Consider the following 24,583-nt stretch of genomic DNA (forward strand, 5'->3'; position numbering starts at 1 on the left):
GAGGTTGGACTTGGAATGTTAGCGTGATCTCTTAAACGTTCCATATCTTTTAGCGTATTTTTTCATCCATTTCCACTCAGCAAAAACTAGTATTCACAATATTTCAAATCCTGAAACCCCGCGCAAAATCAATAACACTAAATAGTAATTTTATGCTCTAAACAGAAAATTTACGTGATTTATAAAAAAATAGGTTTATAATTTTCTGAAGATTTGATATAGTTATATTGCATTAATTTGCAAAAAATATCATGTTTTTACACAAAATGGGGGGTTTTAAGATGAAATTGAACAAGTTTCTAACACTTTTCATGGCACTTGTACTATCTGTAGTACTTGCGGCATGTGGTGGGGACGACAGTAAGGACAATGAAACATCGGAAGGTTCTACAGGTACTGAAACAAATAATGAAGGGTCTACAAGCACTTCATCAGAACCAAAAGAGCTTAACCTAGTATTTATGTCTGAACCACCGTCTTTACACCCGGGTTTAGCGTCTGATACTACATCAAGTACTGCTATCAACAACATTTTCGAAGGTTTAATGACAATGGAAAACGGCGTTCCGGTTGAGGCTGCCGCTGAAAGCTATGAGATTTCCGATGACTTATTAACTTATACATTTAATTTACGTGATTCAAAATGGTCTAACGGAGACCCTGTAACAGCAAACGACTTTGCTTTTGCTTGGAAATGGGCATTAACTCCAGAAAACGCTTCTGAATACGCGTCAATTTTATATCCAATCAAAGGCGCTGAAGCTTACCACTCAGGTACTGGCTCTGCCGATGATTTAGGTATTAAAGTTGTGGATGACAAAACGTTAGAAGTAACATTAGAAGTTCCAACACCATATTTCTTGGAATTAACTGCTTTCAAAACATTTTCACCAATTCACCAAGCTACTCAAGAAGCAAATGCTAACTGGTACACTGAAGCAGATTCAATCGTATCAAATGGTGCATACACTCTAACGGAGTGGGTTCACAACGGTAACTTGGTATTCACTAAATCAGAAAATTACTGGGATGCTGAAAACGTAAAAATTGATACAGTAAATGTAGCAATCGTTGAATCTGAAGCTTCTCAAATGAACATGTTTGATGCAGGTGAAGTTGACTTCTTAGGAACAAGCTATGGTTCTATCTCTCTAGATGCAATCGATCGCTTAAAATCAGAAGGTACGCTTAAAGTTGCTGAATACTCAGGTGTTTACTGGTATAAATTCAACACGACAGATGAAGTAACGGGTAACTTAAATATTCGTAAAGCTTTAACTTTAGCAATAGACCGTGCAAGCTTAATCACTAATATTACGAAGGCGGAGCAACAACCTGCATTGGGTTATGTTCCAAACTCGGTAGATGGTTTTGGCGATGATGAAGGCTATTTCAAAGATGCTGATTTCGAAGGTGCGAGAGAATATTTAGCAAAAGGTTTAGAAGAACTTGGTTTATCAGATCCATCTGAATTAGAAGTTACTGTTTCACACAACACTTCTGAAGCTCATGCTGCGATTGCACAATTCATTCAACAAGGATGGACAAAAGAATTAGGTATTAATGCAAAACTTGATAACTCAGAATGGCAAGTATATTTAGACAAACTTTCTAACTTAGATTATCAAGTAGGTCGTTTAGGCTGGATTGCTGACTTCAACGATGCTTACACATTCCTGGAAATGTATAACTCTGCGAAAAACGGAAACAACGATACTGGTTGGGAAAATGCTGAATACACTGCCCTATTAAAACAATCAGTTACTGAGACAGATCCAGAAAAACGTACTCAGATTATGTTACAAGCAGAAGCAATTATGGCTGAAGAAGTTCCAGTTGCGCCAATCTACTACTATACTAACCCTTACGTTGTAAAAGATTATGTAACAGGCATGGAGCCAGATGCATTAGGTAATATTTCACTTAAAAATGTTGATATCAACAAATAATTTTTACGTATCAACACAACTTACTGTGTATTTTTAAATGAAAGGCTGCTCAGAATCCATGTGATTTAGGGCAGCCTTTCCTAATATTTCTGAATATTCATTACTTTACAACAAGGAGGGGGTTGTCTAATGCTTAACTATATTTTTAAGCGAATAATTTACATTTTGATAGCATTATTCTTTATCATTTCGGCAACGTTCTTTTTAATGAAGCTCGCACCAGGAAGCCCATTTGCCAGTGAACGTGAGCTATTACCAGCAATCGAACAGCAACTAAATGAAAAATACGGCCTCGATAATCCATGGTATATCCAATATAAAGATTATTTAATCTCTTCACTCACATTTGATTTTGGAGAATCCATGAAATATAAAGGACGTTCAGTAAACGATATGATTTCAGAAGGATTTCCTGTTTCATTAGTATTAGGTTTAGAAGCAATGCTGTTAGCAATAGGTTTTGGAATTTTATTAGGTGTTATTTCAGCGCTCTATCACAATAAATTTCCTGACTATGTGTCGACTGTCATCGCTGTTATAGGTATTTCTGTCCCATCCTTCATTCTTGCAGCGTTATTACAGCTGTATTTGTCACTAAAAGCTGGTTGGTTCCCTGTAACGGGATGGAAAGGCTTTAGCTATACGGTTTTACCTGCAATCGCTATTGCCCTGTCACATGTAGGGTTTATTGCAAAACTTACTCGATCGAGTATGCTGGAACAAAATAATAGTGAATATGTAAAGCTTGCCCGTGCAAAAGGGATTGGAAAATGGACAATTGTATTTAAACACTCTCTTCGTAATGCGTTATTGCCGGTAATCACTTATTTAGGACCTTTAACTGCCGGCGTATTGACAGGTAGTTTCATTATTGAACAAATTTTCGCTATTCCAGGTATTGGTCGTCACTTTGTTCAATCCATTACAAACCGTGACTACACGACAATTATGGGAGTAACTGTTTTCTATTCGATTCTTTTATTAATAGCGGTATTAATTGTAGACATTTTGTATCACTTTATTGACCCTCGCATCAAATTGAAAGGAGCGAAAAAATAATGACTATAGAAAATAAATATAATGACCAAATCGCTCCGGAGCGTTTTAACATTGTAGGCGCCCGTCCAAATGATGCGGATTCCTTAAACAAAAAGCAAATTTCCTTTTGGCAAGAGGTTATGTACCGTTTTTCACATAATAAGCTCGCAATTATAGGCTTGATTATTTTAGCGTTTATTACAATTATGGGCATCTTTGCACCGATGTTTTCCTCTTGGACTTATGAAGAAAATACGGGTCTTTACAATACAGCCCCTTCAGCTGCCCACTGGTTCGGTACTGACGACCTTGCACGCGACTTATTCGTTCGTGTATGGATTGGCGCACGAATTTCGTTATTCATCGGTCTTGCCGCAGCTGTAATCGATTTAATTATTGGTGTTCTCTGGGGCAGTATTTCAGGATTACTTGGTGGCCGCGTAGATAACATTATGATGCGTATTGCCGATGTTTTAACAGCGATTCCTTATTTATTAGTTGTTATTATTCTACTAGTCGTTATGGAAAAAGGATTAATTCCTATGATTATCGCCCTCTCCTTTACCGGATGGGTAAACATGGCTCGTATCGTTCGTGCTGAAGTGCTTTCAATCAAGAGTCGTGAATTTGTTTTAGCATCTCGGACATTAGGTGCTGGTACATGGCATTTAATTAAACGTCATCTAATTCCAAATGCAATGGGGGCAATTCTAGTAACAATGACATTAACCATCCCAGCTGCTATCTTTACAGAATCATTTTTAAGCTATATTGGTTTAGGGGTACAACAACCGCTTGCAAGTTGGGGGACGATGGCTTCAGAAGGAAATAAGGCAATCCAATCTGCACCTTGGCGATTAATGTTCCCTGCCCTCTTCATTTCGTTAACGATTTTCGCATTTAACGCTGTTGGAGATGGTCTTCGCGATGCTTTAGATCCAAAATTACGTAAATAGAAAAGGGTGTACGATATGAAAAAGAAAATTTTAGAAGTTAATGATTTACATATTCATTTCAAAACGTACGCCGGTATTGTACAAGCTGTACGAGGCGTAAACTTTGAACTGTACGAAGGCGAAACATTAGCTATCGTAGGTGAATCGGGCTCAGGTAAAAGTGTTACGAGTAATGCTTTGATGAAGCTGATTCCTGAGCCACCCGGTATTTATGCAAAGGGCGAAATTAAATTTAATGGTCGTGATCTGATTCCTCTTTCAGAAAAAGAAATGTTGTCAATCCGGGGCAATGAAGTGGCAATGATTTTCCAAGATCCGATGACAGCACTTAACCCAACGATGCGAATCGGCAAGCAAATTATGGAAGTATTATTGAAGCATAAAAAAGTTTCCAGTAAAGGAGCAGCGAAAACTCGTTCCATTGAATTATTAAATCAAGTGGGTATCCCTTTTCCGGAAAAACGTTTTGCTTCTTATCCACACGAGCTTTCCGGTGGTATGCGTCAGCGCGTTGTCATCGCGATTGCCCTTGCTGCGGATCCTAAGCTTTTAATCGCTGATGAACCAACTACAGCACTCGACGTAACGATTCAGGCACAAATTTTAGAGTTGATGAAGGACATTCAAAAAAGTTCAAATACATCGATTATTTTTATTACCCATGATTTAGGGGTCGTGGCAAACGTGGCTGACCGTGTTGCCGTTATGTATGCCGGACAAATTGTTGAGTATGGTACAGTAGAGGACATTTTCTACAACCCTAAGCATCCTTATACTTGGGGTCTGCTAGGTTCAATGCCCGACTTAAACAACTCTACAGACGAGTTATTACGTGCAATACCTGGTTCACCGCCAAACTTGATTAATCCGCCTACAGGCTGTGCATTTGCCCCTCGCAATGAGCTGGCTTTAGCAATCGACTATGAGGAAGAGCCACCGATGTTCCAAGTTTCTGACACTCATTTTGCAAAAACTTGGTTACTTCATCCGAATGCTCCAAAAATTCCACTTCCTGAGGCGGTTGCTCGCCGTATTGAATCGGCTAAAGGAGGCACAGCTAATGCGTAAAAAGATTTTAGAAGTAAAAGGGTTAAAACAATATTTCGGTACTGCCAAAGAGCCAATTAAAGCGGTTGACGGCATTAGCTTCGACGTTTATGAAGGCGAAACCCTTGGACTAGTGGGTGAATCTGGCTGTGGTAAATCAACAACGGGACGTTCGATTATTCGCCTATATGATATTACTGAAGGTGAAATTTTATTTAACCAAAAAAATGTGAATTCTTATTCTTCACGAAAAGAATCGATGCAGTTCAACCGTGACATGCAAATGATTTTTCAAGATCCCTACGCATCGTTAAACCCGCGAATGACAGCTGGTGAAATTATTGCGGAAGGCTACGATATTCACGGCCTTCACAAAAATAAAAAAGACCGTCAAGAAAAAATTGGAGAGCTGTTAGAATCTGTCGGTTTAAACCGTGAGCATGCAAACCGTTATGCACATGAATTTTCAGGCGGTCAACGTCAACGTATTGGGATTGCCCGCGCGTTAAGCTTAGATCCAAGCTTCATCATTGCGGATGAGCCAATTTCTGCTCTAGACGTATCTATTCAAGCTCAAGTCGTTAACTTATTAAAACAGCTACAAAAAGAACGTGGGTTAACATACTTATTCATTGCCCACGATTTATCGATGGTGAAGTATATCTCGGATCGTATTGCTGTTATGTATCGCGGAAAAATTTTAGAGTTAGGTGATGCGGATGAGATATACAACAATCCGATTCATCCTTATACAAAGTCTTTACTTTCTGCCGTACCTCAACCCAACCCTGAGTATGAGCGTAAACGTGTCCGTATTCCTTACAAGCACGAAGAAACACCTGATAATGCGGAGACTTTAGAAGCACGTCCAGGGCATTTCGTATTTGCCACAAAACAGCAACTTGCTAGCTGGTTATAAATAAAGAGCCGAGTATCCAATTTGAGTACTCGGCTTTTTTCATTATAGTGGTCCAATTTCTCTACCATTTTCTCACTCCTTCATTGCAAAGGATTGGAAAATGGCCCTTTTATTTCCCATGAAAAATAGCCTCGACAAAATCGAGGCTATCATTTTATATCGTTTGTTTTGGTCTTAACGTATGCTTCAGTACTTTACCAGATGCATTTCGTGGCAGTTGATCGATAAAGTCGACTTCAAACGGAACTTTATATTTTGCAAGCTGTGTCATGCAATAGTCCAATACATCCTGTTCCATTAGTTGTTGGCCTTCTTTTAATACAACAAATGCCTTTGGAACTTCACCATAAACTTCATGAGGGACCCCTACGACCGCAGCCTCTAAAATCTGAGGCATTTGGTAAAGTACCTCTTCCACTTCAATCGGATAAATATTTTCTCCGCCGCGAATAATCATATCCTTTTTACGATCTACAATATATAAATAGCCTTCCTCGTCAAAACGGCCTAAATCTCCAGTATACAGCCATCCATCTTGAATCGACTTTGCTGTTTCTTCCGGTGCGCGCAAATATCCCTTCATTACTTGGGGACCTTTAACGCAAATTTCACCGACTTCCCCTAATGCCACAATTTCACCATTTGCATCACGCAGCTGAATTTCAGTCCGCGCTAACGGTTTGCCTACTGAACCGATTTTAAACAGTGCTGCATCATCCAGCAACGAACTCGCTGCAGGTGAATTTTCCGTTTGCCCGTACAAATTCTGTACTTTTACTTTCGGGAATGTATCCTTCAGACGCTTAACAAGCTCATATGGCATCGGTGCAGCCCCGTAACAGAACAGGCGCAGTTGACTAAAATCATAGGACTGCAGCTCTGGTTTGTTTAATAAAATCGTATACATTGCCGGTACACCAAAGAAAATGGTTGCCTTTGTTTCCACTAGATTTTTCAATGTTTGATCTGGTGAAAATGCTTCTTCTATAAGAACGGCTCCTCCTTTATAAATTGTCGGCACCGCAAATACATGGCTGCCTGCACAGTGGAATAATGGTGTACAAATAAACATACGGTCCTCAGTCGTCATATTCATTGAGTCAGACCAGATTTGCGCAGTCTCCAAAATATTCCGATGACTGAGCATAACCCCTTTTGGTTTTCCTGTCGTTCCGGATGTATACATAACAACGGACGTATCCTCAAGGTCTAACTGCGGTAATGCTGGAGAAGCGCTACTTCCATTTATAATTTCTTTGATTTGTGAAAGTGAAAGGATTTCCTGAAAACCATGTGTCGTAAGATCAATCGTCGCTTGCAGTTTTTCATCATATATTAAAATTTTTGCCTCTGAATGCTTAAATATAAAATCCACTTCAGGAGGAGCCAGCTTTGTATTCACAGGCATTACGGTTAAGCCTGCAAGCTGGACACCATAATAAACAGCCATAAATAAATGGGAGTTGAGCGCAAATTCTGCTACAATATCATCTTTTTGAAAACCCTTTTCAATCAGATAACCGGCAATTTTCCGCGAGTTCTTGAGAAGTTCTTCATATGACCATACTTCATTTTCAAATTGAATAGCCGTTGCATTCGGTGTCTCCAGAGCTTGGTCAACTAATGCCTGTAAAACTGTCATTTAAAATCCCCCTCAGTATATAAATATCTTAATATTCTAAATTTTAACAATTTTAAGCTGCTTAATGCAATATTTTCTGTGTTTTTATTTTTCTAAGCATTTTACGAAAATATTTGAATCCTCGAATGATATACGTTTTTTTTGGATAAGCTAGTTGTCAAATAAAGCTAATTGATCCATTTTATTTGGACATAAAAACATTCAGAGTGGACAAATTAATGATGAAGCAAAAGGAAGCAAACAAGCGCCTTTTACTTCACAATTGCTAAATCAAAGAGGAGGAAAACTATGCCAGCTTTAGAGGTGAAATGTACTGTATCAGATTGTTTTTTCCATGCAAAGGGGAATTTCTGTGGGGCCGAAAAAATTGAAATTGATATGGAAAGCATAACCAACAAAAAAGAGCGGTCGGAATTTGCTTCTGATTTTGATTTGCAAGCCCCTAAACAAAAAGAAGCCAAGTCTTCCAGTGACACTTGCTGCAAAACATTTATTTGTAAAAAAGATGCAGAAAAGCGTCACTAAGTAAATTGGAAGAAGCTGTCTAGAAAGTGTACACCACTTATTTAGACAGCTTCCTTTTTATTAACGATTTAATGCGGACCGTTGCCACCTAACTGCCCACTACCAGGCACTTCATTAACCTTGTAAGTACGGCTGTCTACTTCCAGATTTTCCGTTAAAGGTCGAAGCGGCATTTCATCAGTCGTCTTCACTTCCTGTTCCTTGGCAAGGATAGCAAGCGTTTCATTATACGAAAGGCCGGAAGCTGCATTTAAACGCTTTACTTCATTAACATCTGTTCCTGCTTCTGTGAAATTTTTTTCGTTCATTCATCCACCTCCTCAACTATTAGGATGTGCGGTGAACAATTGTTTATGTAACTATTAGTTAATCAAATCTACAATGTTTCCGTAACTTGCACTTCTTTGTATAACATAATTCCAACCAATCCGACTAAAGAAAATAGTACCGGAATAATGAAGCCGTAGAAATAACCGTATTGTAAATTTATTGAACTTGCCTGAACATAGTCCAATATTGCACCTAAAAAAATCGGCAGTAACACAGCACTTAGAAAGCCTCCTGTATTGGCAAATCCTGATACAATGCCGGACTCTGTCATCGGGAAAGACTGCCTTACAGCAGCAAATGTCAATGCGCTTGCTCCATAACCAAAACCGATAAGGAAGAAAAGAACTATGACCCCAATTAATGATGGGTACCCCTGAAATAAAAGAAACATAAACCAGCTTGCAAAAACAATCGATTGCACCGCTATATAGGGTTTTTTAATCGATTCATACATACTCGCAACCCAGCTCATAAATGGTGCACCAATAATTGCACCAACTAAACCAACCATAATTAACTGGCTCGCTTGTGACCGGCTCATTTCGTAAAGATCCATTCCGTACGGCACAGCCCATGAACTGATAAATCCAACATAGCCTCCCACTACTCCAAAATGGCATAAAAATAAAGCCCATGCTTGCCGGCTGGAAAAGACTCTTTTTACGATGCCAGCTGTTTTTTCACGTTGGACTGGCTCTGTTTCTACAGGCAATGTTTGTGGAAAAGCTCTTTTTGCTTGTTTTATTAGAACCATGTACAGCATTATGCCGCATAAACTTACAAGAAGACCTAATGAGAAAAATGCCCATCTCCATCCAAGGAGTCCAATCCAAGACGAAAATGGTACAGTTGCCAACAAGAAACCTAAACTGCCTGTCATCCCGGCAAAACCTACTAAACGGACAAATTCCTTTTTATAAAACCATTGGCCTAATATGAGCATCATATTAACCCAAATCGTTGCATCCCCTATTCCGGTAAAAATTCGTGATATAAATAATACCGACTCATGTGTCCCGACACTGTAAAGAACTGTTCCCACGCCGGCAAGGACCGCACCAAATATAAGAAAGAAGTTTGGACCAAAGCGATCCGCCAAAATCCCCATTGGTATTTGCAAACTTGTATATACAAAAAACTGAACTCCTGTTATTAACCCGATTGTCGTAGCTGTAATATTAAAGTCGTGCATCAGCTGATCGGTAATTAAGCCAGGTGCAGTCCGCTGACTAGCCATCAATAAATACGTAAGCAATACCGAAACAAAAACTACCCATCTGTACTTACTATTTTGCTTTTCCAATGTTCACTGCTCCCATAAAAGTTTTTCTTTAAACATTTGAATTCTTTAATTATGAGTTCTTATTCCTTATCCATTTTATGAAAATACTTTGCCGGTTATCTTTTCAAGCCAACACTTTCATAAAGTTATATACCCTACATATAAATAACAGTATGCAGGGTTAGTTGCATATTTTTATTCAAGAAAAAAAACAATGAAGGAAGTGAAACTATTCTTCAAATTGGTCCAATACCTGTTAGTACTGTTCGATTAGATTATGGACCGAATCAATTGGTATATTATCCTCATGTTACTTACAAGTGGGATCATTCATGGGAAAGTGAGATGAATGAGGCGATTAAGGAGTTAGTAAAAAAACAAATTGCACAGCAAGTTGGTGATATGCCGACAACAGTAGAAGAAATGCTGGGGCTATATGAAATAAAAAATAATCAGCGGCAAGTACTAAGTTTAAGCCTTTCCAATTATACGTACCATGAAAAGGCCGCACACGGAATGACGACAATTGAATCACTGACATTTGATATAGAAAAGAAGAAGCTATGTACACTCAAGGATTTATTTAAACCGGGCACCAATTATGTCAGAAGACTTTCTGCTCTTGTCGATATTCAAATACAGGAGCGGGATCTCCCTACATTAGGTGATTTTCCGGGTATAAGTCCGGATCAGGATTTCTATATTGCAGATAAGACACTCGTCATTTATTTTCAATTATATGAGATTACTCCATATGTTGTAGGTCTGCCTATGTTTCCGATTTCTGTTTTTGATTTGGCAGATATTATCGATGAATCCGGTCCGCTTGGCAGATTGGCGACTAACGGTTAATGTTAATTAAAAATGTACTATATTTTAAATTTCAAAATATAGTACATTTCTTTTCATACTTGTAATGAGGTGCCAAGTAAAAAATTTTATACGTCCCTTTCCAATGTTAAATAATGAAAAGCGCTACAATCGTCGTCACGATTAAACCGATTATTACCGGTACAAGATTTCTTCTCGCAAGCTCAAACGGGCTAACATTACAAATGGCTGCTGCAGGAATAAGCGCCCATGGAACAAGTGTACCGCCACCTACCCAAATAGCAGCAATTTGACCAAGAGCAGTCAATGTAGCCGTACCTTCTCCGATTGCAGTACCAAATAAATTCCCTAGTGATCCGACTAATGAAATCCCTGAAAATCCGGAACCGTCCAGTCCTGTAATTGCCCCAACACCTGTTAATGTCACAACAGCAATTTCCGTTGTTAATGGTACAAGCGCCGCCAGTCCCATACCAAGGTCATTCACTATACCATGTGATGTTTCAGGCAAATGATTTCCGAGAATTGTAAGGAAACCCGCGTCCCCTAAATAAAAAAATGCCGCAATCGGGATGACCGGTCCAAATACTTTAAACCCAAACTGAAACCCTTTAATAAAGTAGCTCGTTGTTTGGTCGAGCCCTTTCTTTTTATAAGCAATAACACAAAGTATCAGCAGGATAAAAACAGAAGTGCCTCCTACTAGTGCTGTTGCGTCTCCCCCTTGAAGATCAAAAATAGCCATTGCAACAACATCCAGTACAAAGACAACCGGAATTAAAAGAGCGAAGATTTTTTTCTGAGTCATCGATAATAGATTTTCCGTTTGCTCCAGCTCTTGCTCTGTACTATTATCATACGTTCCCACTAAAGGAATAGTGCCGCGCTTCATATCCCGCTTCAAAAAGTAAAATGCTACAGCTGTCGTCACAACCCCCATCGTTATGACAAGAGGAATACTTGCCGATATGACATCTCCTACAGGAAGTCCTGCAGCATCAGCCGTTAACTTCGGTGCACCTTGAATAATAAAATCACTGGATAACGCAATCCCGTGACCGAATAAGTTCATTGCCATCGCCACACCTAATGCCGGCAGTCCCGCCCGTATAGCTACAGGCAACAAAACAGCCCCGAGTAGCGCAACTGCAGGTGATGGCCAGAAAAACCAGGAAATGATCATCATCAATATCCCGATTGTCCAAAATCCTAATGTCGGGTTTTTAATAATCTTTGTAAAAGGGGCAATCATTACTTCATTAATTCCCGTTTTAGTTAGTACCCGGCTCATCGCAACGATAATTGAAATAATTAAAATAGTAGATAAAAGTTCGGTTATTGCATAAATAAAGCTATTAAAAACCCCGCCAATTGAAGAAACAAAATCCCCTGTCGCGACGAAAGCAATAACGAAAATCCCCACAATACTAATTAATGTTGTATCCAGACGTCTAATCATAAAGATAATGATCAGCATGATGAAAACAACATAGATCCAGTGGAGAGCTGTTATTTCAATCCCCATACTCTACCTCTTTTCCTTTTTACTTAGCATATGGAGAGAAAAGAAAGGTTGTGAGCGCCTAGTACCAATATATATTTTTTAAGTTTTTATGTTATTCGCCTAGATTCTATAAATTATAGCTCAATGTTAGTAAGGCCATTCTAAAAATAACTTCCTTGGTCATTTGTGTTTATTTATTGATGGTAAAGAGACATATTACATATAAAAGATAAAAATAGAGGTGTACTTATGGCGATTTGCCCGTTATGCAATGCATTAGAAAAAGTCAGTATGACATGTCCGACATGTAACAGTCCGCTGCAGGATGGAGGAAAGATAGCCGATTATTCAGATCCATACGGACATTATAATGATGAAAATACTGTTAAGCTTTTTGACGGCTATCCAAATACCGCTAAAGATGAGATTTGTCCACATTTACTCGTTTGCAGAGATTGCAGCTTTGAGCGGATCCTGTTTATACAGGAACAATAAAAAGCATGTCCGATATAAAGTTTCGGACATGCCATAATCAAAATTATCAAATAAATATATCCAGAATTAATACTACACTAAGACCGACAATCGATGTCGTGAATAGTAGAAGACCCCATGTTTTAAATGTATCTTTAATCGATAAGTTGAAGTACTCTTTAAACAGCCAGAAAGATGCATCGTTAACATGGGTAATTGTATTACTGCCCGCCGCTGTTGCCAAAACCATCAGTACCGGATTGACATCAAATGTATGGATTAACGGTCCTACAATACCTGCTGCTGTAATCGCCGACACAACCCCTGTACCCGTAGCAATACGGATAACCGCTGTTATCAGCCAAGCCATAATTAATGGGTTAATGGACGTATTTTGCATCACGCCTGCAATAAGATCACCGATGCCTGTATCTAAAATGATCTGTTTAAATGCACCACCAGATCCGACGATAAAGATAATCATCGCAATACCTTCTATCGCACCCGAGAACGAATTCATTACTTCCTTCATCGTACGGCCAAGACGGATACCGAATACATAAATCGCTATCAGTACTGCCAAAATCATACTAATTTCAGCACTACCTAAAAAGTTAATAAATTGGCCGACAGCCGATTCTTTATCGAAAATCATATTGTAAATCGTAGCACCTGTAATAATAATCGCCGGTAATAACGGAATTAATAAACTAATTCCAAAACCTGGTGCTTCATCCAGATTTACTTCTTCGGATTTTTTCAATAATGGAGGTATTGGCAAATCCAAATTCTTTAAAACACGCGGAAGAATAATCCCCGCTGCTATAATTGCCGGTACCGCTACAACAATCCCCAGCAGATACACCATACCCATATCCGCACCATATGCTTCTACAAGTGCAGTCGGACCTGGCTGTGGCGGGAATATACTATGCGCCATCGTAGCAGCTGCAACCATTGTAATTCCTAAGCGTAAATAAGGCATTTTCGCTTCAATTGCAATTGAAATAACTAATGGTGCCAAAATAATAAACGCCACTTCATAGAATACAGAAATACCGAAAATTGCACCGACAATTAAAATCGCCCATTCTACATTTTTTGCTCCGAATTTTTTGAGCAATGTCGAGGCAACTCGTTGGGCAGCCCCTGAATCAACCATTAACTTCCCGAGAACTGCACCCATACCGATAATAATCGCTAAACTACCAAGTGTGCTCCCAAAGCCTGTTTTAACAGATGTCACAACATCCGTTAAAGATAAACCATTTAAAACCCCAACAAGAATTGCAACAATAAGTAAAGCTAATACACTATTTAATTTTACAACGATGTTTAAATATAATAATAAACCGACACCAAGTGCGACCCAGATGATCGGTAAATAGTCTACTATGAAATCCATGTTTTCCCCCTAGGTTAATAGCTGTACATCCATGCTTATCTAACACACAGCTTTTGTATTAATGACTTTGACGCATATTAAGTTGGCCACCAAAGCGGATTGTTTTGTAGTCAGACAGCTTTTGATCCCCTTTGATTTGCTGTAATAACAACTCCACAGCTTTATTCGCCATTTGTTTTGTCGGCTGTGAAATGGTCGTAAGTTGGGGTGTAAACAAGTTTGCAAATGATACATCGTCAATACCGATAACCGCTAAATCTTTCGGAATGACAAGTTGATTCTCTTTTGCAAAGTTTAAGATTTCGACTAATACACGGTCACTGCCTGCGATGATCGCTTCCGGCCGTTGATCCAGTTTAAACATATTATGAAGAGACACTTTCATTTCTTCGACTTCAACACTATGTATATATTCATCTTTTACTTGTATGCCTCTACTCACTAAAGCTTTTTTATAACCTTCAATTCGCTCCAGCCGTGGTGTAATGTTACGTGTTACCGGTGCGGTCAGCATGGCAATCCGGCTATGCCCGTTGTCGGCCAATGCCTTTACCGCCATTTCTGCCGCTTGTTCGTTTTCCAGTAAAATAGAGGGAATTCCCAACCCCTCTATCGTACGGTCCATGAAAACAATCGGATACTGTTTCTTTTTCATTTGCTCATACAAATCCAGATTATCTCCAGTCGGGAAAATAATTATCCCATCCACCTGTTTTGCCATGAGCATTTCAATGTACTGCCGTTCTTTCTCAGGTTCATCATCCGCATTGCATACGATTGTATGAAAGCCGTGTTTATTAAAGTTCAGTTCAATTGCTCGAATAATATGAGTGGAAAATGAATGTAGAATATTCGCGACAATAATTCCTACAGTGAAAGTGGATTTTTGCGACAAACTGCGAGCAATAATATTTGGTCGGTAATTAAGCTCGCGAATGGAATATTCCACTTTTTTTCGGGTATGCTCGCTCATATATTCATAGCGGCCATTCAAGTATTGCGAAACGGTACTTTTAGAAACTCCCGCATGCTTTGCGACATCGGAAATCGTGATATTTTTCAAATATCACACCCCCGAATATGCGTTAAAGCCACCATCTACTGCAATTGTTGTTCCCGTAATAAATGATGAATAAGAAGAGTCCAGTAAAAATAGGAGCGCCCCTAATAACTGATCTGGCTCACCAAATTTTTTCATCGGAGTTGCTTCAATTATTTTTTTCGAACGTGCTGTATACTCTCCTTCTGCGTCAACGAGCAGATCTTTATTTTGCTGAGTAATGAAAAATCCTGGTGCAATTGCATTTACACGTAAGCCTGTTTCAGCAAAGTGAACAGCCATCCAGCTTGTAAAGTTGTTAATCGCCGCTTTTGCTGCACTGTACGCAGGAATTTTCGTTAATGGTGTGTATGCGCTCATCGATGAAATATTGATGATGGCTGGATTTTCAGCTTGTAAAAGTGCCTCTCCAAACACTTGGCACGCCAGGAATGTCCCTGTGAAATTTAAAGAAAATACATCTGAAAAACCATTTTCCTGAAGGTCAAAAAATGAAAGACCTGTAGAATTTGCCTCATAATACTCTTTTTCTGTAATCGCATCTGGATGGTTTCCGCCTGCACCGTTAATTAAAAAATCAATACGGCCAAAATGCTCAAGAATTTGCTCTTTTGCTGCAAGTAAAGAATCTTTGTTAAGTACATCAGCAGTTATTGCCACAGCAGTCCCCCCTGCTGCAACGATTTCCTCTTTAACTGCTTCGACCTTTGACTCAGTACGACCGATAATCGCCACCTTTACTTGCTGGCGTGCCAATTCCTGTGCCATCTTTGAGCATAGAACACCGCTGCCACCTGTAATTACTGCTACTTTATTTGCTAAATTTTCGTGTATTGGAATCATTATTTGCCTCCTGTTTGTTCGCTGTAAGCATCCCATAAACCATTTAAATACATAATACCGAGTGCACGATCATATAAACCGTAGCCAGGGCGACAAACTTCTCCCCATAAGTGACGGCCATGATCCGGACGTACATAGCCTGTATAATTTTGATCATGCAAAGCTTTTACGATTCCTTTAATATTAATTGAACCATCTGATGTAAAATGAGAAGTCTCTGCAAAGCTGCCGTTTTCGTCGATTTTAACGTTACGAATATGGGCAAAAGGTGAACGGTATGCATATTTTTCAGCAATCGCAACCATGTCGTTTTCAGGTGATGCACCCATCGATCCAGAGCAGAATGTAAAACTGTTGGCTAAAGAATCATTGATATCGATTAATTTTTCATAGCTTGCAGCTCCTGTAATGATGCGCGGTAAGCCAAAAATTGAGTACGGAGGATCATCCGGGTGGATGGCCATACGTATCCCAACCTCTTCAGCAACTGGGATAATAGCATCTAAAAAGTAGCGTAAGTTGTCCCATAGCTTTTGCTCATCCACTTCTTTGTACGCTTCGAAAAGTTCCGCGATACGGGCCATACGTTCAGGCTCCCAACCTGGCAATGTTAAATCAGAAGCTTCACTAACCGTTTTCACAAGCTGCTGCGGGTCAAGACTTTGTACTTTTTCTTTATCGAAGTAAAGTGCTGTCGACCCATCTTCAAGCGGGTGGAACATATCTGTACGTGTCCAGTCGAAAATCGGCATGAAATTATAACAAATTACTTTAACGCCTACTTCCGCCAAGTTCCGTATTGTCTGTTTATAATTTTCAATATATAAATCGCGGTTACCAAGACCGAGCTTAATATCTTCATGAACGTTGACACTTTCAACAACATCAATATGGAAACCTTTTGACTGTATATAGTCTGCTTCTTCTTTAATCTCTTCTTTCGTCCAAAGCTCGCCTGCTGCCTTTTGATGCAATGCCCAAACAATTCCTTTAACATTCGGAATCTGACGGATATGGTCGAGCGTTACTGTATCATTGTTTCTTCCGTACCAGCGAAATGTAATATTCATCTTTTACACCTCCCCTTGTTTTGCTGCTTCTACATATTTTCTGCTCGCTTCTACTACTGCTGCATGTCCGCCTGTTGCATAAGCTTTATTTAAATCACTGCCGATACCTACTGCGATTGCTCCCGCATCAAGCCATTCACCGATATTGTCAGTATTTATGCCACCAGTCGGCATAATCTGTACGTGCGGTAATGGACCTTTAACAGACTTGATGAACGATGGCTTAAAGTTATTTGCAGGGAATAATTTAATCACATCACAGCCATACTCAAGTGCCGATACCATTTCCTGAATCGTCATACAACCCGGGAAATATGGAATAGCATAACGATTGCATACTTTTGCTACTTCTTTGCTGAACTGTGGGCCTACAACAAATTTTGCTCCATTCAAAATCGCATGACGTGCTGTTTCTGCATCAAGTACCGTACCAGCACCTACTACTGCATCGGAGTTTCGGAATGCTTCCAATACTTGCTGTGTATTTGGCGTTGTGTAAGTGAGCTCGATTAAATGAATGCCTCCTTCAATTGCTGCATTCGAAAGAGCGATTGCTTCTTCTGCTGAATTTCCTCGAATCACCGCTACTACTTTCGAACTTGTAATCGCTGCTAATGTTTCAGCCTTTACCATATGTTCATCTCCCTTTAATTTGATTAACGTTCAATTGTTTTAATATTGTTCATAAAGTCGAGTACTTCCTGTAGTTCCGGCAACCCCTCATTATCACCTTTTACAGTCGTTACTAATGCGCCTACCGCATTCGCAAAAGTAAGACTTTCTATCGGTGAATAATTGTGAAGTGTCGCATATATATATCCTGCATCAAACCCGTCTCCGGCACCTACCGTATCAACTGGTGTAATCTTGAAAGCTTCCTTTTCGTGCCAAACATTTTCTGAATAAAGCTTTGCCCCGTTTGCACCGTCTTTAATAACAAGCTGTTTGATCCCATATTGCTTGGCGAAAGCTTCCAGTCCAGGTTTGCTTACCTCATGTTGAATAAGCTCCATTTCCTCCAGTCCTGCAAGTAAAATATCTACATAAGGGAAAATTTGCTCATAGGCTTTACGAGCTTCTTCAATCGTCCATAGTTTTAGTCGTATATTCGGATCGAACGATATCTTTATATTTTTTTCTTTCGCCTTTTTCAGAACAGCTAGTACAATTTGCAGATTTTTTGGTGCGATTGCCAAAAATACGCCTGTTAAATGGACGATTGACACGCCATTCAATAATTCTTCCGTAATATGTTCTGGCTCGATTGTTAATATAGGAGATTGATGACGGTAATAAAAGGTTTTTCCAGATCCGTCTTCACGTATTTCTTTAAAATTCAGTGATGTGGGATATCCATCAACAAACTGAACGTCCGATACATCAATGCCTTCTCCGCGAGCAAACTTGTATATCCCCTTACCGAATTCATCATTACCTAGGCGACTCATCCATTTCGACTGCAATCCAAGTCGGGCACAACCAATAGCAAAGTTTAACTCTGCCCCACCCGCTTTCTTAGCAAAGTCTTGCACATAACGAAGCGGTCCTGTTTCGGATGGGTTAAACGTAACTAATGCATCTCCTAATGTAAAAACAGTTGGATTTGTAGTCAAAATTATTCCTCCTTGAGAAAACTTAAGCTAAATATTACTAAACCGGTTTAGTAATTTGAATTATTCAAATCTTACATTGAAAGTGCTTTCATTTCAATAGTAAATTTTAGAATATTTTAAAAGTAAAATGTTTTTTGATAGTACTGAATGCTGTTATATAAGGACTCAATACGCTTTTTCAGGCCATAAATTTCTTTTTTATTTTTTAGCGATTAAATTTGCGGGATAGTAATTCTTAATATCCAATTTTGTTTAATATTAATAAGCCCATTTTATTTTTAATATCATATACTGTTATGACATCAAATTTAAAAAATCATTATAAAAATACCAAAGCTACTAACTTCTAGCCGGAAATGTATTGAACGTTCTAAATGAATATAAGGAAGGAGAGAACGAATGATTGTAGATGGGGTTTTTTCAGGCGGCGGTATTAAAGGCTTTGCATATGTAGGTGCCATTCGGGCGCTCGAAGAAAAGGGCGTGAAGTTCGAACGTGTAGCCGGTACAAGTGCCGGAGCCATATTGGCAACTTTTATCGCTGCGGGATTTAATACAAAGGAACTTGAAGAAATTTTTGATGAACTAAATTTAAAGGTTTTACTCGATCCCCCGAAATTCATAATTGAGTTACCGTTTTTAAAATGGCTTAATTTATATAAAAGAATGGGCTTGTATCGTGGTAAATCCTTGGAAAACTGGTTTCTCGAAAAACTTGCGACAAAAGGCATCTACACATTCGGAGATTTACCAAAGGGCATTTTAAAACTAGTAGCATCCGATTTAACAAACGGCAAGATTCTTGTTCTCCCGGATGATTTGCATCACTATAATATAGATCCCAAAAGTTTTCCGGTCTCCCGCGCTTTACGCATGAGTTGCGGTCTTCCATTCTTCTTTGAGCCTGTCTATTTAAAAAATGGGAAAAGGGAGTCTGTTATTGTAGATGGTGGTGTTTTAAGTAATTTCCCAATGTGGATTTATGATAATGGAAATAAAGAGCGGCCGGTTCTTGGTATGAAACTCAGTAGTTCAAGCGAGGATAAGAAACCTCATGATATTAATAATGGAATTCAACTATTTGAAGCGTTATTTAGTACGATGCAAAATGCTCATGATAATCGGTATATTTCTCGAAGACACGAGAAGAATATTATCTTTATTCCGGTTGAAGAATATAGTGCAACCCAATTTGATTTAGATGAAGCAACAAAAAATAAATTAATGGGTATCGGAAAAGAGCGGACAATTCAATTTTTAAAAACCTGGTCTCCAGTTTGGTAAATTCCCCAATAAAAAAACTGGATGCTTTCATAGTTATGATTCACCCAGTAATTGAAGTATCCACTTTTTCAAATCAACTAATCGATCAGATTCAGGTAATTCACTTTCCCCAGTCACTATAATCGGAACAATCGAATCCACTTTATGAAGAGATCCATGTGCGCCGCCACCCGCATGGTCATGGCTATGCCTTTCAATAAACTCATAAGATGGTTTAGCATCCACGATAATAACACGCCCTTCCTGTGAATGAAGCGCTCCATGCAGCCTTGCAAGTGCATCTGGATAATCCTGATATACAATAAGTTGTTCTTTCGTCATGTTTAAATCCAAAATTGAGGCATCGCCAGCAATTCGCCATGCTTGATTATATTCATCAATAAAGTTACCTTCTCTTGAAAACTCTAACTCTCCGTCACTTTGTGGGCTGACAACATAGTTTGTTTGTCCACTCTTCCATGCGATAAAGCCAATTCGCTCATCCTCTTTTAAAACATTTACAATTTCCGATAGCTCAACTTGGGGGTCAGTTAAGTAAATGTATGACATACGCTCGTTAACAGCGACGGCAAGTTGGGCATTCGGATTTTTCCTTTCCCAAAAAGTATAATCCTTCAATAACTGATTTAAATCAATTAATGCCGTTTCTTTATCATCAGTTACCATCGATTGACCACTATCGCCCAGTATAATCCAAGTTACTTCTTTTATAGCCTCTTCCCATGATGGAAAGCGATTTAGAATGTTTTGTACTGCTTGATCCGCTTTCTTTATTCCCTTTAAATCTTCAGGCCCATGTTTGTGTATAGAAGCATCTGCATCCGGTAAATAGGCAAGTGTAAAGGGCGGTAACATTTTTTGGTCAATCAAGTAATTCAGTTCATTCGCAGTAAATTGGTTATTGACACCTAAACGATTCCATACAAATTTATAACGATTATTTTCTGAATTATATTGAGATAACGTTCCAAGTGAAAATATTGTAGGACCATTAACATCAATATTTTTCGGCAAAAGATCTGCTACCGTAATTAATTTAGGTATATTTAGGCGATGTTGAAAATTTCCACGATATAATAGACCGTTGATCGAAGCTGAAGAAAGATTCCGATGAGCCAGCTCTTCATGGATTGTATGCACTTCTTTACTTAAATGGCTGCTATTCAAATGGACAACACTATCAAGAGCAACATTTTTAACTCCATTACTCCAGATTTCGCCGATTCCGCTGCCGTAGCTAATCATTCGATTTTCATCTTCTTTAAACCAGATTAATCCCGGCACTTGATGCTGATCTGGATATGTACCCGTTAGTAACGTACTGTCAATCGTGACTGACATCGTCGGATAAGAGCTAATCATTTCCTGATGCAGCTGACCGTTGTTCATTAAATATTCTAAAGCAGGTGCATCACCTTCTTTTATCACTTTTTGCAATGGTTCATTCATTAAGGAATCTACGACAATGAGAACTACAGGTTTATTCGGGTTTTTCATTATTTGACCTTCCAGTTTTTTTAATGGGGAAATTGAAAGCGCTAATAAAAAACTAGCACAGATAACAGCAACAGAGATTGCTGCAACTATTAATTTTCGTTTCATCGTGTCACCTTCAAATTAATTATATAAAGAATAGTATGGTTTGAACTTTATGAATGTATGCCGCTATTAACAAATCCTGGCCTGAAATAATTTTTTTTGAAATGGGCAAAGTAATTTATATTGCTATCATATTGCCTTGAAAGGTGGTTTTTCCATCATGAATAAAACAAAAGTCAAACTATGGACAAACCAATACTTAATAATTATTTTACTGTCTTTAATAATGTTCGTTTCTTTTTATATGATTACAGCAGGTTTTCCAATTTATGTAGCCACGATTAGTGAGAACCCTGCAATTGCAGGAATTATGACGACAACTTTAATGACTGCATCCCTGATTACACGCTTCTTCGCTAGTATAATTATCCAAAAAATTAATATGAAATTGCTGCTGATTATTTCTTTGCTTTATTTTATAGGAACAATCGCCCTCACTTTCGTCAATGATTCAATCGGATTTTTAATCGTCATTAGAGCTCTTCAAGGGATTGGATTTTGCATGCTTACAAATTTGGTGTTTACAATTTCCAGTACTATTGTGCCAAAGTCCCGCTTAGGTGAAGGCATTGTTTTCTTTGCAATGTCTACGAGCCTTGGGACAACAATTGGGCCTCTTATTGCTATTTCCTATTTAGCAAATTTTTCATTCCAGTCTATGATGGTACTAACATTAGGTCTTATGGCATTTTCATTTGTGTGCAGTCTTTTTACAAAAAATACGAAAGCTGAAAAGGAACATCCAAAGGAGAAAAATAAAGAGCCGTTCTATAAATATATGTTCGATAAACGTGTTTTTCTTCCGTCTATTTTAGTAGCATTCAATTATATGACGATTGCAGGGATTGTGAACTTTATGGGGGCATTTGGGAAAGAAATTAATGTAGGGGCAAGCATATCACAGTTTTTTATTGCTCAAGGAATTACAATGGTGATCATCCGTTCTTTCTCCGGTAAGATTTTCGATAAGTTCGGGCATAGAATTCTCATTATTCCGGCTGCAGTTTCAGGTGCTGTCGGGTTGGTCGTATTAGGCTTTTCAACTAACATGATCATGGTTTTACTGTCAGGTGTACTGTTCGGAATTGCTTTTGCTATTCTTCATCCCATTATTCAAGCTTGGGCATTAACACTTGTTCCACCGGAGAAAAAGGCAACAGCCAATTCGATGCTTCTTATATTTATCGATTCCGGTTTAGCTATTGGTTCAGTAGGATTAGGTTTTATAGCAAGTATAGTTGGCTACGGCATGACCTTCAGTTTTTCTGCGGTACTTATGATTCTTATTTTAATCATCTATTTAATTGGAAGTAAGAAAATGACCGTATATAACGATAATTAAAGCATAAAAAAGGTGAAATCTTTTTCGATTTCACCTTTTTTGAATTACTTATTCATTACTTTAAACATTTCCGGTACTGAATTGAGATCAATATCCCACATAATTGGAAGCAGGAAATAAATGGCCAGTGTGATGAATACTACTCCAAACACATTCAGTGCAAATCCAGCCTTCATCATGTCCTTAATCTTAATATACCCTGATCCGAAAACTGCCGCATTTGGCGGTGTGGCTACTGGTAGCATGAAAGCGCATGATGCAGCTACACCAGCAGCAATCATTAATGCGTATGGATGAACTCCTAACGCTACAGCCAGCGATGCCATGATCGGGAACATCATAGAAGCAGTTGCAGTGTTTGAAGTAATTTCAGTTAAACCAAGAACAAGTGCTGCTACAAGGAAAATCAGGACGATAACACTTACGCCTTCAAGCCCCATAAGTTGTGTACCAATCCACTCAGATAAGCCCGTTCCTACAAAACCGGAAGCAATTGCAAGCCCTCCACCGAATAGTAGCAGAATGCCCCATGGTAACTTCACTGCTGTTTGCCAATCCATTAAGCGTTCTCCTTTACGGTTTGCAGAAGGCAACGCAAATAACACAAGCGCAAAAATAACAGCAATCATACCATCTGTTAAACCGTCGACAAATTTGCTCAGTAAAAATGTACGCGTAATCCAAGAAAATGCAGCTAATGCAAAGACAATGAATACAAGTTTCTCTTCAAATGAGGCTTCTCCAAGATCTTTTTTCTGTTTATCAATAACAGCACGTCCACCAGGCATTGTTTTTAATTTTGATGGGAACGCAATTTTAACAAGGTAAATCCATGTCACAAAAATAAAAATCCATGCAAATGGTACACCAAACAGCATCCATCCAGCAAATGATAGTTCAATGCCATACATTTTATTAATCGCTCCAGCAAGCAATGTATTTGGCGGTGTACCGATTAATGTGGCGATTCCACCAAGTGAGGCAGAATATGCAATTCCGAGCATCAATGCTTTACCAAATGCAAAACGCTGTGGAGATGTATCAATCGACGGGTCATTTTTTAATCCGTCTGCAACTTGGTTGATGATGGCAAGTCCAATTGGAATCATCATCATCGCTGTAGCGGTATTAGAAATCCACATCGATAAAAATCCTGTTGCAATCATAAATCCTAGAACAATTCGGTCCATATTTGTACCGACCATCGAAATAATTGAAATTGCTATACGTCTATGTAAGTTCCATTTCTCCATTGCAAGAGCGATGATAAATCCTCCCATGAACAGAAAAATCGTTTCATCCCCATAAGAAGATGCTGTTACCTTCATATCCAAGCTATTCGTTAATGGAAACAATACGAGCGGCAATAACGATGTTGCCGGAATCGGAATCGCTTCCGTAATCCACCATGTCGCAATCCAAATAGTACTTGCCAATACTCCCCTTGCTTCTGTTGAGAGACCTTCTGGCTGGAAGAACAATAATGTTAAAACAAAAAGCAGTGGACCTAAAAATAGACCAATCATCTGCGCTGTTGTATAACTGCGAGGCGTATATCCACCACCATTACCTGAGTTTTCGTTACCAGACTTTCCGGTAACACCCTTTGATACGACCTTTGAAGAATTTGGTTTTATGAAAAAAGTAAACATGTCTTTTACTTGATCATGCATTTCCCATAACCGATTCCAAGTTGTTGAAAACAATTCCTTACCCCCTAAAATTTGATTATAAATAGCCTTATACCTATTTTTGATGCTTTATTGTTATTACCTTTTACATTTTTACTTAGGTTAAGAAAAAAAGCAATAGTATTTAAAATATTTCGATTTAAGTATACAAATGAATATTAAGAGGAGAATATACAAAA

General features: G+C 38.7%; 22 protein-coding genes. 10 read left to right on the forward strand and 12 right to left on the reverse strand.

Annotated features, from left to right (window positions below; all coding sequences use genetic code 11):
- Positions 1-281 precede the first annotated feature (281 nt).
- From AC6CH1_RS15710 to AC6CH1_RS15730, 5 genes are all read left to right on the forward strand, one after another.
- Complete coding sequence (locus tag AC6CH1_RS15710) at positions 282-1,949, forward strand: peptide ABC transporter substrate-binding protein (RefSeq protein WP_427713191.1); 1,668 nt, start codon at positions 282-284, stop codon at positions 1,947-1,949.
- A gap of 129 nt (positions 1,950-2,078) precedes the next feature.
- Positions 2,079-3,008, forward strand: coding sequence for an ABC transporter permease (locus AC6CH1_RS15715; protein WP_251690719.1), 930 nt, complete (start codon positions 2,079-2,081; stop codon positions 3,006-3,008).
- Positions 3,008-3,943 carry an ABC transporter permease gene (locus AC6CH1_RS15720; RefSeq protein ID WP_498318393.1) on the forward strand — a complete coding sequence of 312 codons (936 nt, stop codon included), beginning with the start codon at positions 3,008-3,010 and terminating at the stop codon, positions 3,941-3,943. The genes AC6CH1_RS15715 and AC6CH1_RS15720 overlap by 1 nt, the downstream gene beginning before the upstream one ends.
- Positions 3,944-3,958: 15 nt before the next feature.
- Positions 3,959-5,011: an ABC transporter ATP-binding protein gene (locus AC6CH1_RS15725; RefSeq protein ID WP_251690721.1), complete on the forward strand. Its 1,053-nt coding sequence runs from the start codon at positions 3,959-3,961 to the stop codon at positions 5,009-5,011.
- A complete protein-coding gene (locus AC6CH1_RS15730) occupies positions 5,004-5,909 on the forward strand; it encodes an ABC transporter ATP-binding protein (protein WP_427713187.1) in 906 nt (301 codons plus the stop codon). Before AC6CH1_RS15725 ends, AC6CH1_RS15730 begins: the two co-directional genes overlap by 8 nt.
- A 154-nt stretch (positions 5,910-6,063) precedes the next feature.
- Here AC6CH1_RS15730 and AC6CH1_RS15735 read toward each other — a convergent pair whose 3' ends face one another.
- Complete coding sequence (locus AC6CH1_RS15735) at positions 6,064-7,551, reverse strand: class I adenylate-forming enzyme family protein (RefSeq protein ID WP_498318395.1); 1,488 nt, start codon at positions 7,549-7,551, stop codon at positions 6,064-6,066.
- A gap of 288 nt (positions 7,552-7,839) precedes the next feature.
- On the opposite strand from AC6CH1_RS15735, the gene AC6CH1_RS15740 reads away from it, so the two are divergent.
- Positions 7,840-8,076, forward strand: coding sequence for a DUF1540 domain-containing protein (locus tag AC6CH1_RS15740; RefSeq protein WP_079523677.1), 237 nt, complete (start codon positions 7,840-7,842; stop codon positions 8,074-8,076).
- Positions 8,077-8,144: 68 nt separating this feature from the next.
- Here AC6CH1_RS15740 and AC6CH1_RS15745 read toward each other — a convergent pair whose 3' ends face one another.
- Together AC6CH1_RS15745 and AC6CH1_RS15750 are read right to left on the reverse strand one after the other, a co-directional pair.
- Positions 8,145-8,384 (reverse strand): hypothetical protein, encoded by a 240-nt coding sequence (locus tag AC6CH1_RS15745; RefSeq protein WP_251690834.1) that lies wholly within the window; start codon positions 8,382-8,384, stop codon positions 8,145-8,147.
- Positions 8,385-8,452: 68 nt separating this feature from the next.
- On the reverse strand, positions 8,453-9,709 hold the full coding sequence (locus tag AC6CH1_RS15750) for an MFS transporter (protein WP_498318396.1): 1,257 nt from the start codon (positions 9,707-9,709) through the stop codon (positions 8,453-8,455).
- Between the two features lie 324 nt (positions 9,710-10,033).
- Between AC6CH1_RS15750 and AC6CH1_RS15755 the strand changes: the two genes are divergently transcribed.
- A complete protein-coding gene (locus tag AC6CH1_RS15755; protein ID WP_498318398.1) occupies positions 10,034-10,540 on the forward strand; it encodes a DUF3298 and DUF4163 domain-containing protein in 507 nt (168 codons plus the stop codon).
- 106 nt (positions 10,541-10,646) lie between these two features.
- On the opposite strand, the gene AC6CH1_RS15760 is transcribed toward AC6CH1_RS15755, so the two are convergent.
- Entirely contained in the window at positions 10,647-12,044 is a 1,398-nt protein-coding gene (locus AC6CH1_RS15760; RefSeq protein WP_251690725.1) for a hypothetical protein, read from the reverse strand.
- 228 nt (positions 12,045-12,272) lie between these two features.
- Between AC6CH1_RS15760 and AC6CH1_RS15765 the strand changes: the two genes are divergently transcribed.
- Positions 12,273-12,518, forward strand: a complete 246-nt coding sequence (locus AC6CH1_RS15765) for a hypothetical protein (RefSeq protein ID WP_498318399.1) — start codon at positions 12,273-12,275, stop codon at positions 12,516-12,518.
- A gap of 46 nt (positions 12,519-12,564) precedes the next feature.
- Here the strand turns inward: AC6CH1_RS15765 and AC6CH1_RS15770 are convergent, their stop codons facing one another.
- The 6 genes from AC6CH1_RS15770 to AC6CH1_RS15795 are packed head-to-tail and all read right to left on the reverse strand — an operon-like array spanning position 12,565 to position 18,488.
- Entirely contained in the window at positions 12,565-13,902 is a 1,338-nt protein-coding gene (locus AC6CH1_RS15770) for a gluconate:H+ symporter (protein ID WP_427713175.1), read from the reverse strand.
- A gap of 58 nt (positions 13,903-13,960) precedes the next feature.
- Entirely contained in the window at positions 13,961-14,965 is a 1,005-nt protein-coding gene (locus tag AC6CH1_RS15775; protein WP_498318400.1) for a LacI family DNA-binding transcriptional regulator, read from the reverse strand.
- 3 nt (positions 14,966-14,968) lie between these two features.
- Entirely contained in the window at positions 14,969-15,805 is an 837-nt protein-coding gene (locus tag AC6CH1_RS15780; RefSeq protein WP_339263248.1) for an SDR family oxidoreductase, read from the reverse strand.
- Entirely contained in the window at positions 15,805-16,875 is a 1,071-nt protein-coding gene (uxuA, locus tag AC6CH1_RS15785; RefSeq protein ID WP_498318402.1) for a mannonate dehydratase, read from the reverse strand. Before uxuA ends, AC6CH1_RS15780 begins: the two co-directional genes overlap by 1 nt.
- A 3-nt stretch (positions 16,876-16,878) precedes the next feature.
- Positions 16,879-17,508 carry a bifunctional 2-keto-4-hydroxyglutarate aldolase/2-keto-3-deoxy-6-phosphogluconate aldolase gene (locus AC6CH1_RS15790; RefSeq protein WP_498318404.1) on the reverse strand — a complete coding sequence of 210 codons (630 nt, stop codon included), beginning with the start codon at positions 17,506-17,508 and terminating at the stop codon, positions 16,879-16,881.
- Positions 17,509-17,531: 23 nt separating this feature from the next.
- On the reverse strand, positions 17,532-18,488 hold the full coding sequence (locus AC6CH1_RS15795) for a sugar kinase (RefSeq protein WP_498318406.1): 957 nt from the start codon (positions 18,486-18,488) through the stop codon (positions 17,532-17,534).
- Positions 18,489-18,887: 399 nt separating this feature from the next.
- Here AC6CH1_RS15795 and AC6CH1_RS15800 point away from each other — a divergent pair, with 399 nt between their 5' ends.
- A complete protein-coding gene (locus AC6CH1_RS15800; protein ID WP_498318408.1) occupies positions 18,888-19,772 on the forward strand; it encodes a patatin-like phospholipase family protein in 885 nt (294 codons plus the stop codon).
- A gap of 33 nt (positions 19,773-19,805) precedes the next feature.
- On the opposite strand, the gene AC6CH1_RS15805 is transcribed toward AC6CH1_RS15800, so the two are convergent.
- Entirely contained in the window at positions 19,806-21,374 is a 1,569-nt protein-coding gene (locus AC6CH1_RS15805; protein WP_498318410.1) for an alkaline phosphatase family protein, read from the reverse strand.
- 157 nt (positions 21,375-21,531) lie between these two features.
- Between AC6CH1_RS15805 and AC6CH1_RS15810 the strand changes: the two genes are divergently transcribed.
- A complete protein-coding gene (locus tag AC6CH1_RS15810) occupies positions 21,532-22,713 on the forward strand; it encodes an MFS transporter (RefSeq protein WP_498318412.1) in 1,182 nt (393 codons plus the stop codon).
- 44 nt (positions 22,714-22,757) lie between these two features.
- Here AC6CH1_RS15810 and AC6CH1_RS15815 read toward each other — a convergent pair whose 3' ends face one another.
- A complete protein-coding gene (locus tag AC6CH1_RS15815; protein WP_014822659.1) occupies positions 22,758-24,419 on the reverse strand; it encodes an SLC13 family permease in 1,662 nt (553 codons plus the stop codon).
- Positions 24,420-24,583: the final 164 nt, after the last annotated feature.

The organism is Solibacillus sp. GQ1, from assembly GCF_059758555.1.

Bases quoted from the DNA above. Each gene is read 5' to 3' on its own strand.
- AC6CH1_RS15740 (WP_079523677.1), top strand. From the start codon at position 7,840: ATGCCAGCTTTAGAGGTGAAATGTACTGTATCAGATTGTTTTTTCCAT.
- AC6CH1_RS15720 (WP_498318393.1), top strand. From the start codon at position 3,008: ATGACTATAGAAAATAAATATAATGACCAAATCGCTCCGGAGCGTTTT.
- AC6CH1_RS15735 (WP_498318395.1), bottom strand. From the start codon at position 7,551: ATGACAGTTTTACAGGCATTAGTTGACCAAGCTCTGGAGACACCGAAT.
- AC6CH1_RS15710 (WP_427713191.1), top strand. From the start codon at position 282: ATGAAATTGAACAAGTTTCTAACACTTTTCATGGCACTTGTACTATCT.
- AC6CH1_RS15745 (WP_251690834.1), bottom strand. From the start codon at position 8,384: ATGAACGAAAAAAATTTCACAGAAGCAGGAACAGATGTTAATGAAGTA.
- AC6CH1_RS15730 (WP_427713187.1), top strand. From the start codon at position 5,004: ATGCGTAAAAAGATTTTAGAAGTAAAAGGGTTAAAACAATATTTCGGT.
- AC6CH1_RS15755 (WP_498318398.1), top strand. From the start codon at position 10,034: ATGAATGAGGCGATTAAGGAGTTAGTAAAAAAACAAATTGCACAGCAA.
- AC6CH1_RS15725 (WP_251690721.1), top strand. From the start codon at position 3,959: ATGAAAAAGAAAATTTTAGAAGTTAATGATTTACATATTCATTTCAAA.
- AC6CH1_RS15810 (WP_498318412.1), top strand. From the start codon at position 21,532: ATGAATAAAACAAAAGTCAAACTATGGACAAACCAATACTTAATAATT.
- AC6CH1_RS15715 (WP_251690719.1), top strand. From the start codon at position 2,079: ATGCTTAACTATATTTTTAAGCGAATAATTTACATTTTGATAGCATTA.
- uxuA (WP_498318402.1), bottom strand. From the start codon at position 16,875: ATGAATATTACATTTCGCTGGTACGGAAGAAACAATGATACAGTAACG.
- AC6CH1_RS15760 (WP_251690725.1), bottom strand. From the start codon at position 12,044: ATGGGGATTGAAATAACAGCTCTCCACTGGATCTATGTTGTTTTCATC.
- AC6CH1_RS15805 (WP_498318410.1), bottom strand. From the start codon at position 21,374: ATGAAACGAAAATTAATAGTTGCAGCAATCTCTGTTGCTGTTATCTGT.
- AC6CH1_RS15765 (WP_498318399.1), top strand. From the start codon at position 12,273: ATGGCGATTTGCCCGTTATGCAATGCATTAGAAAAAGTCAGTATGACA.
- AC6CH1_RS15770 (WP_427713175.1), bottom strand. From the start codon at position 13,902: ATGGATTTCATAGTAGACTATTTACCGATCATCTGGGTCGCACTTGGT.
- AC6CH1_RS15780 (WP_339263248.1), bottom strand. From the start codon at position 15,805: ATGATTCCAATACACGAAAATTTAGCAAATAAAGTAGCAGTAATTACA.
- AC6CH1_RS15790 (WP_498318404.1), bottom strand. From the start codon at position 17,508: ATGGTAAAGGCTGAAACATTAGCAGCGATTACAAGTTCGAAAGTAGTA.
- AC6CH1_RS15800 (WP_498318408.1), top strand. From the start codon at position 18,888: ATGATTGTAGATGGGGTTTTTTCAGGCGGCGGTATTAAAGGCTTTGCA.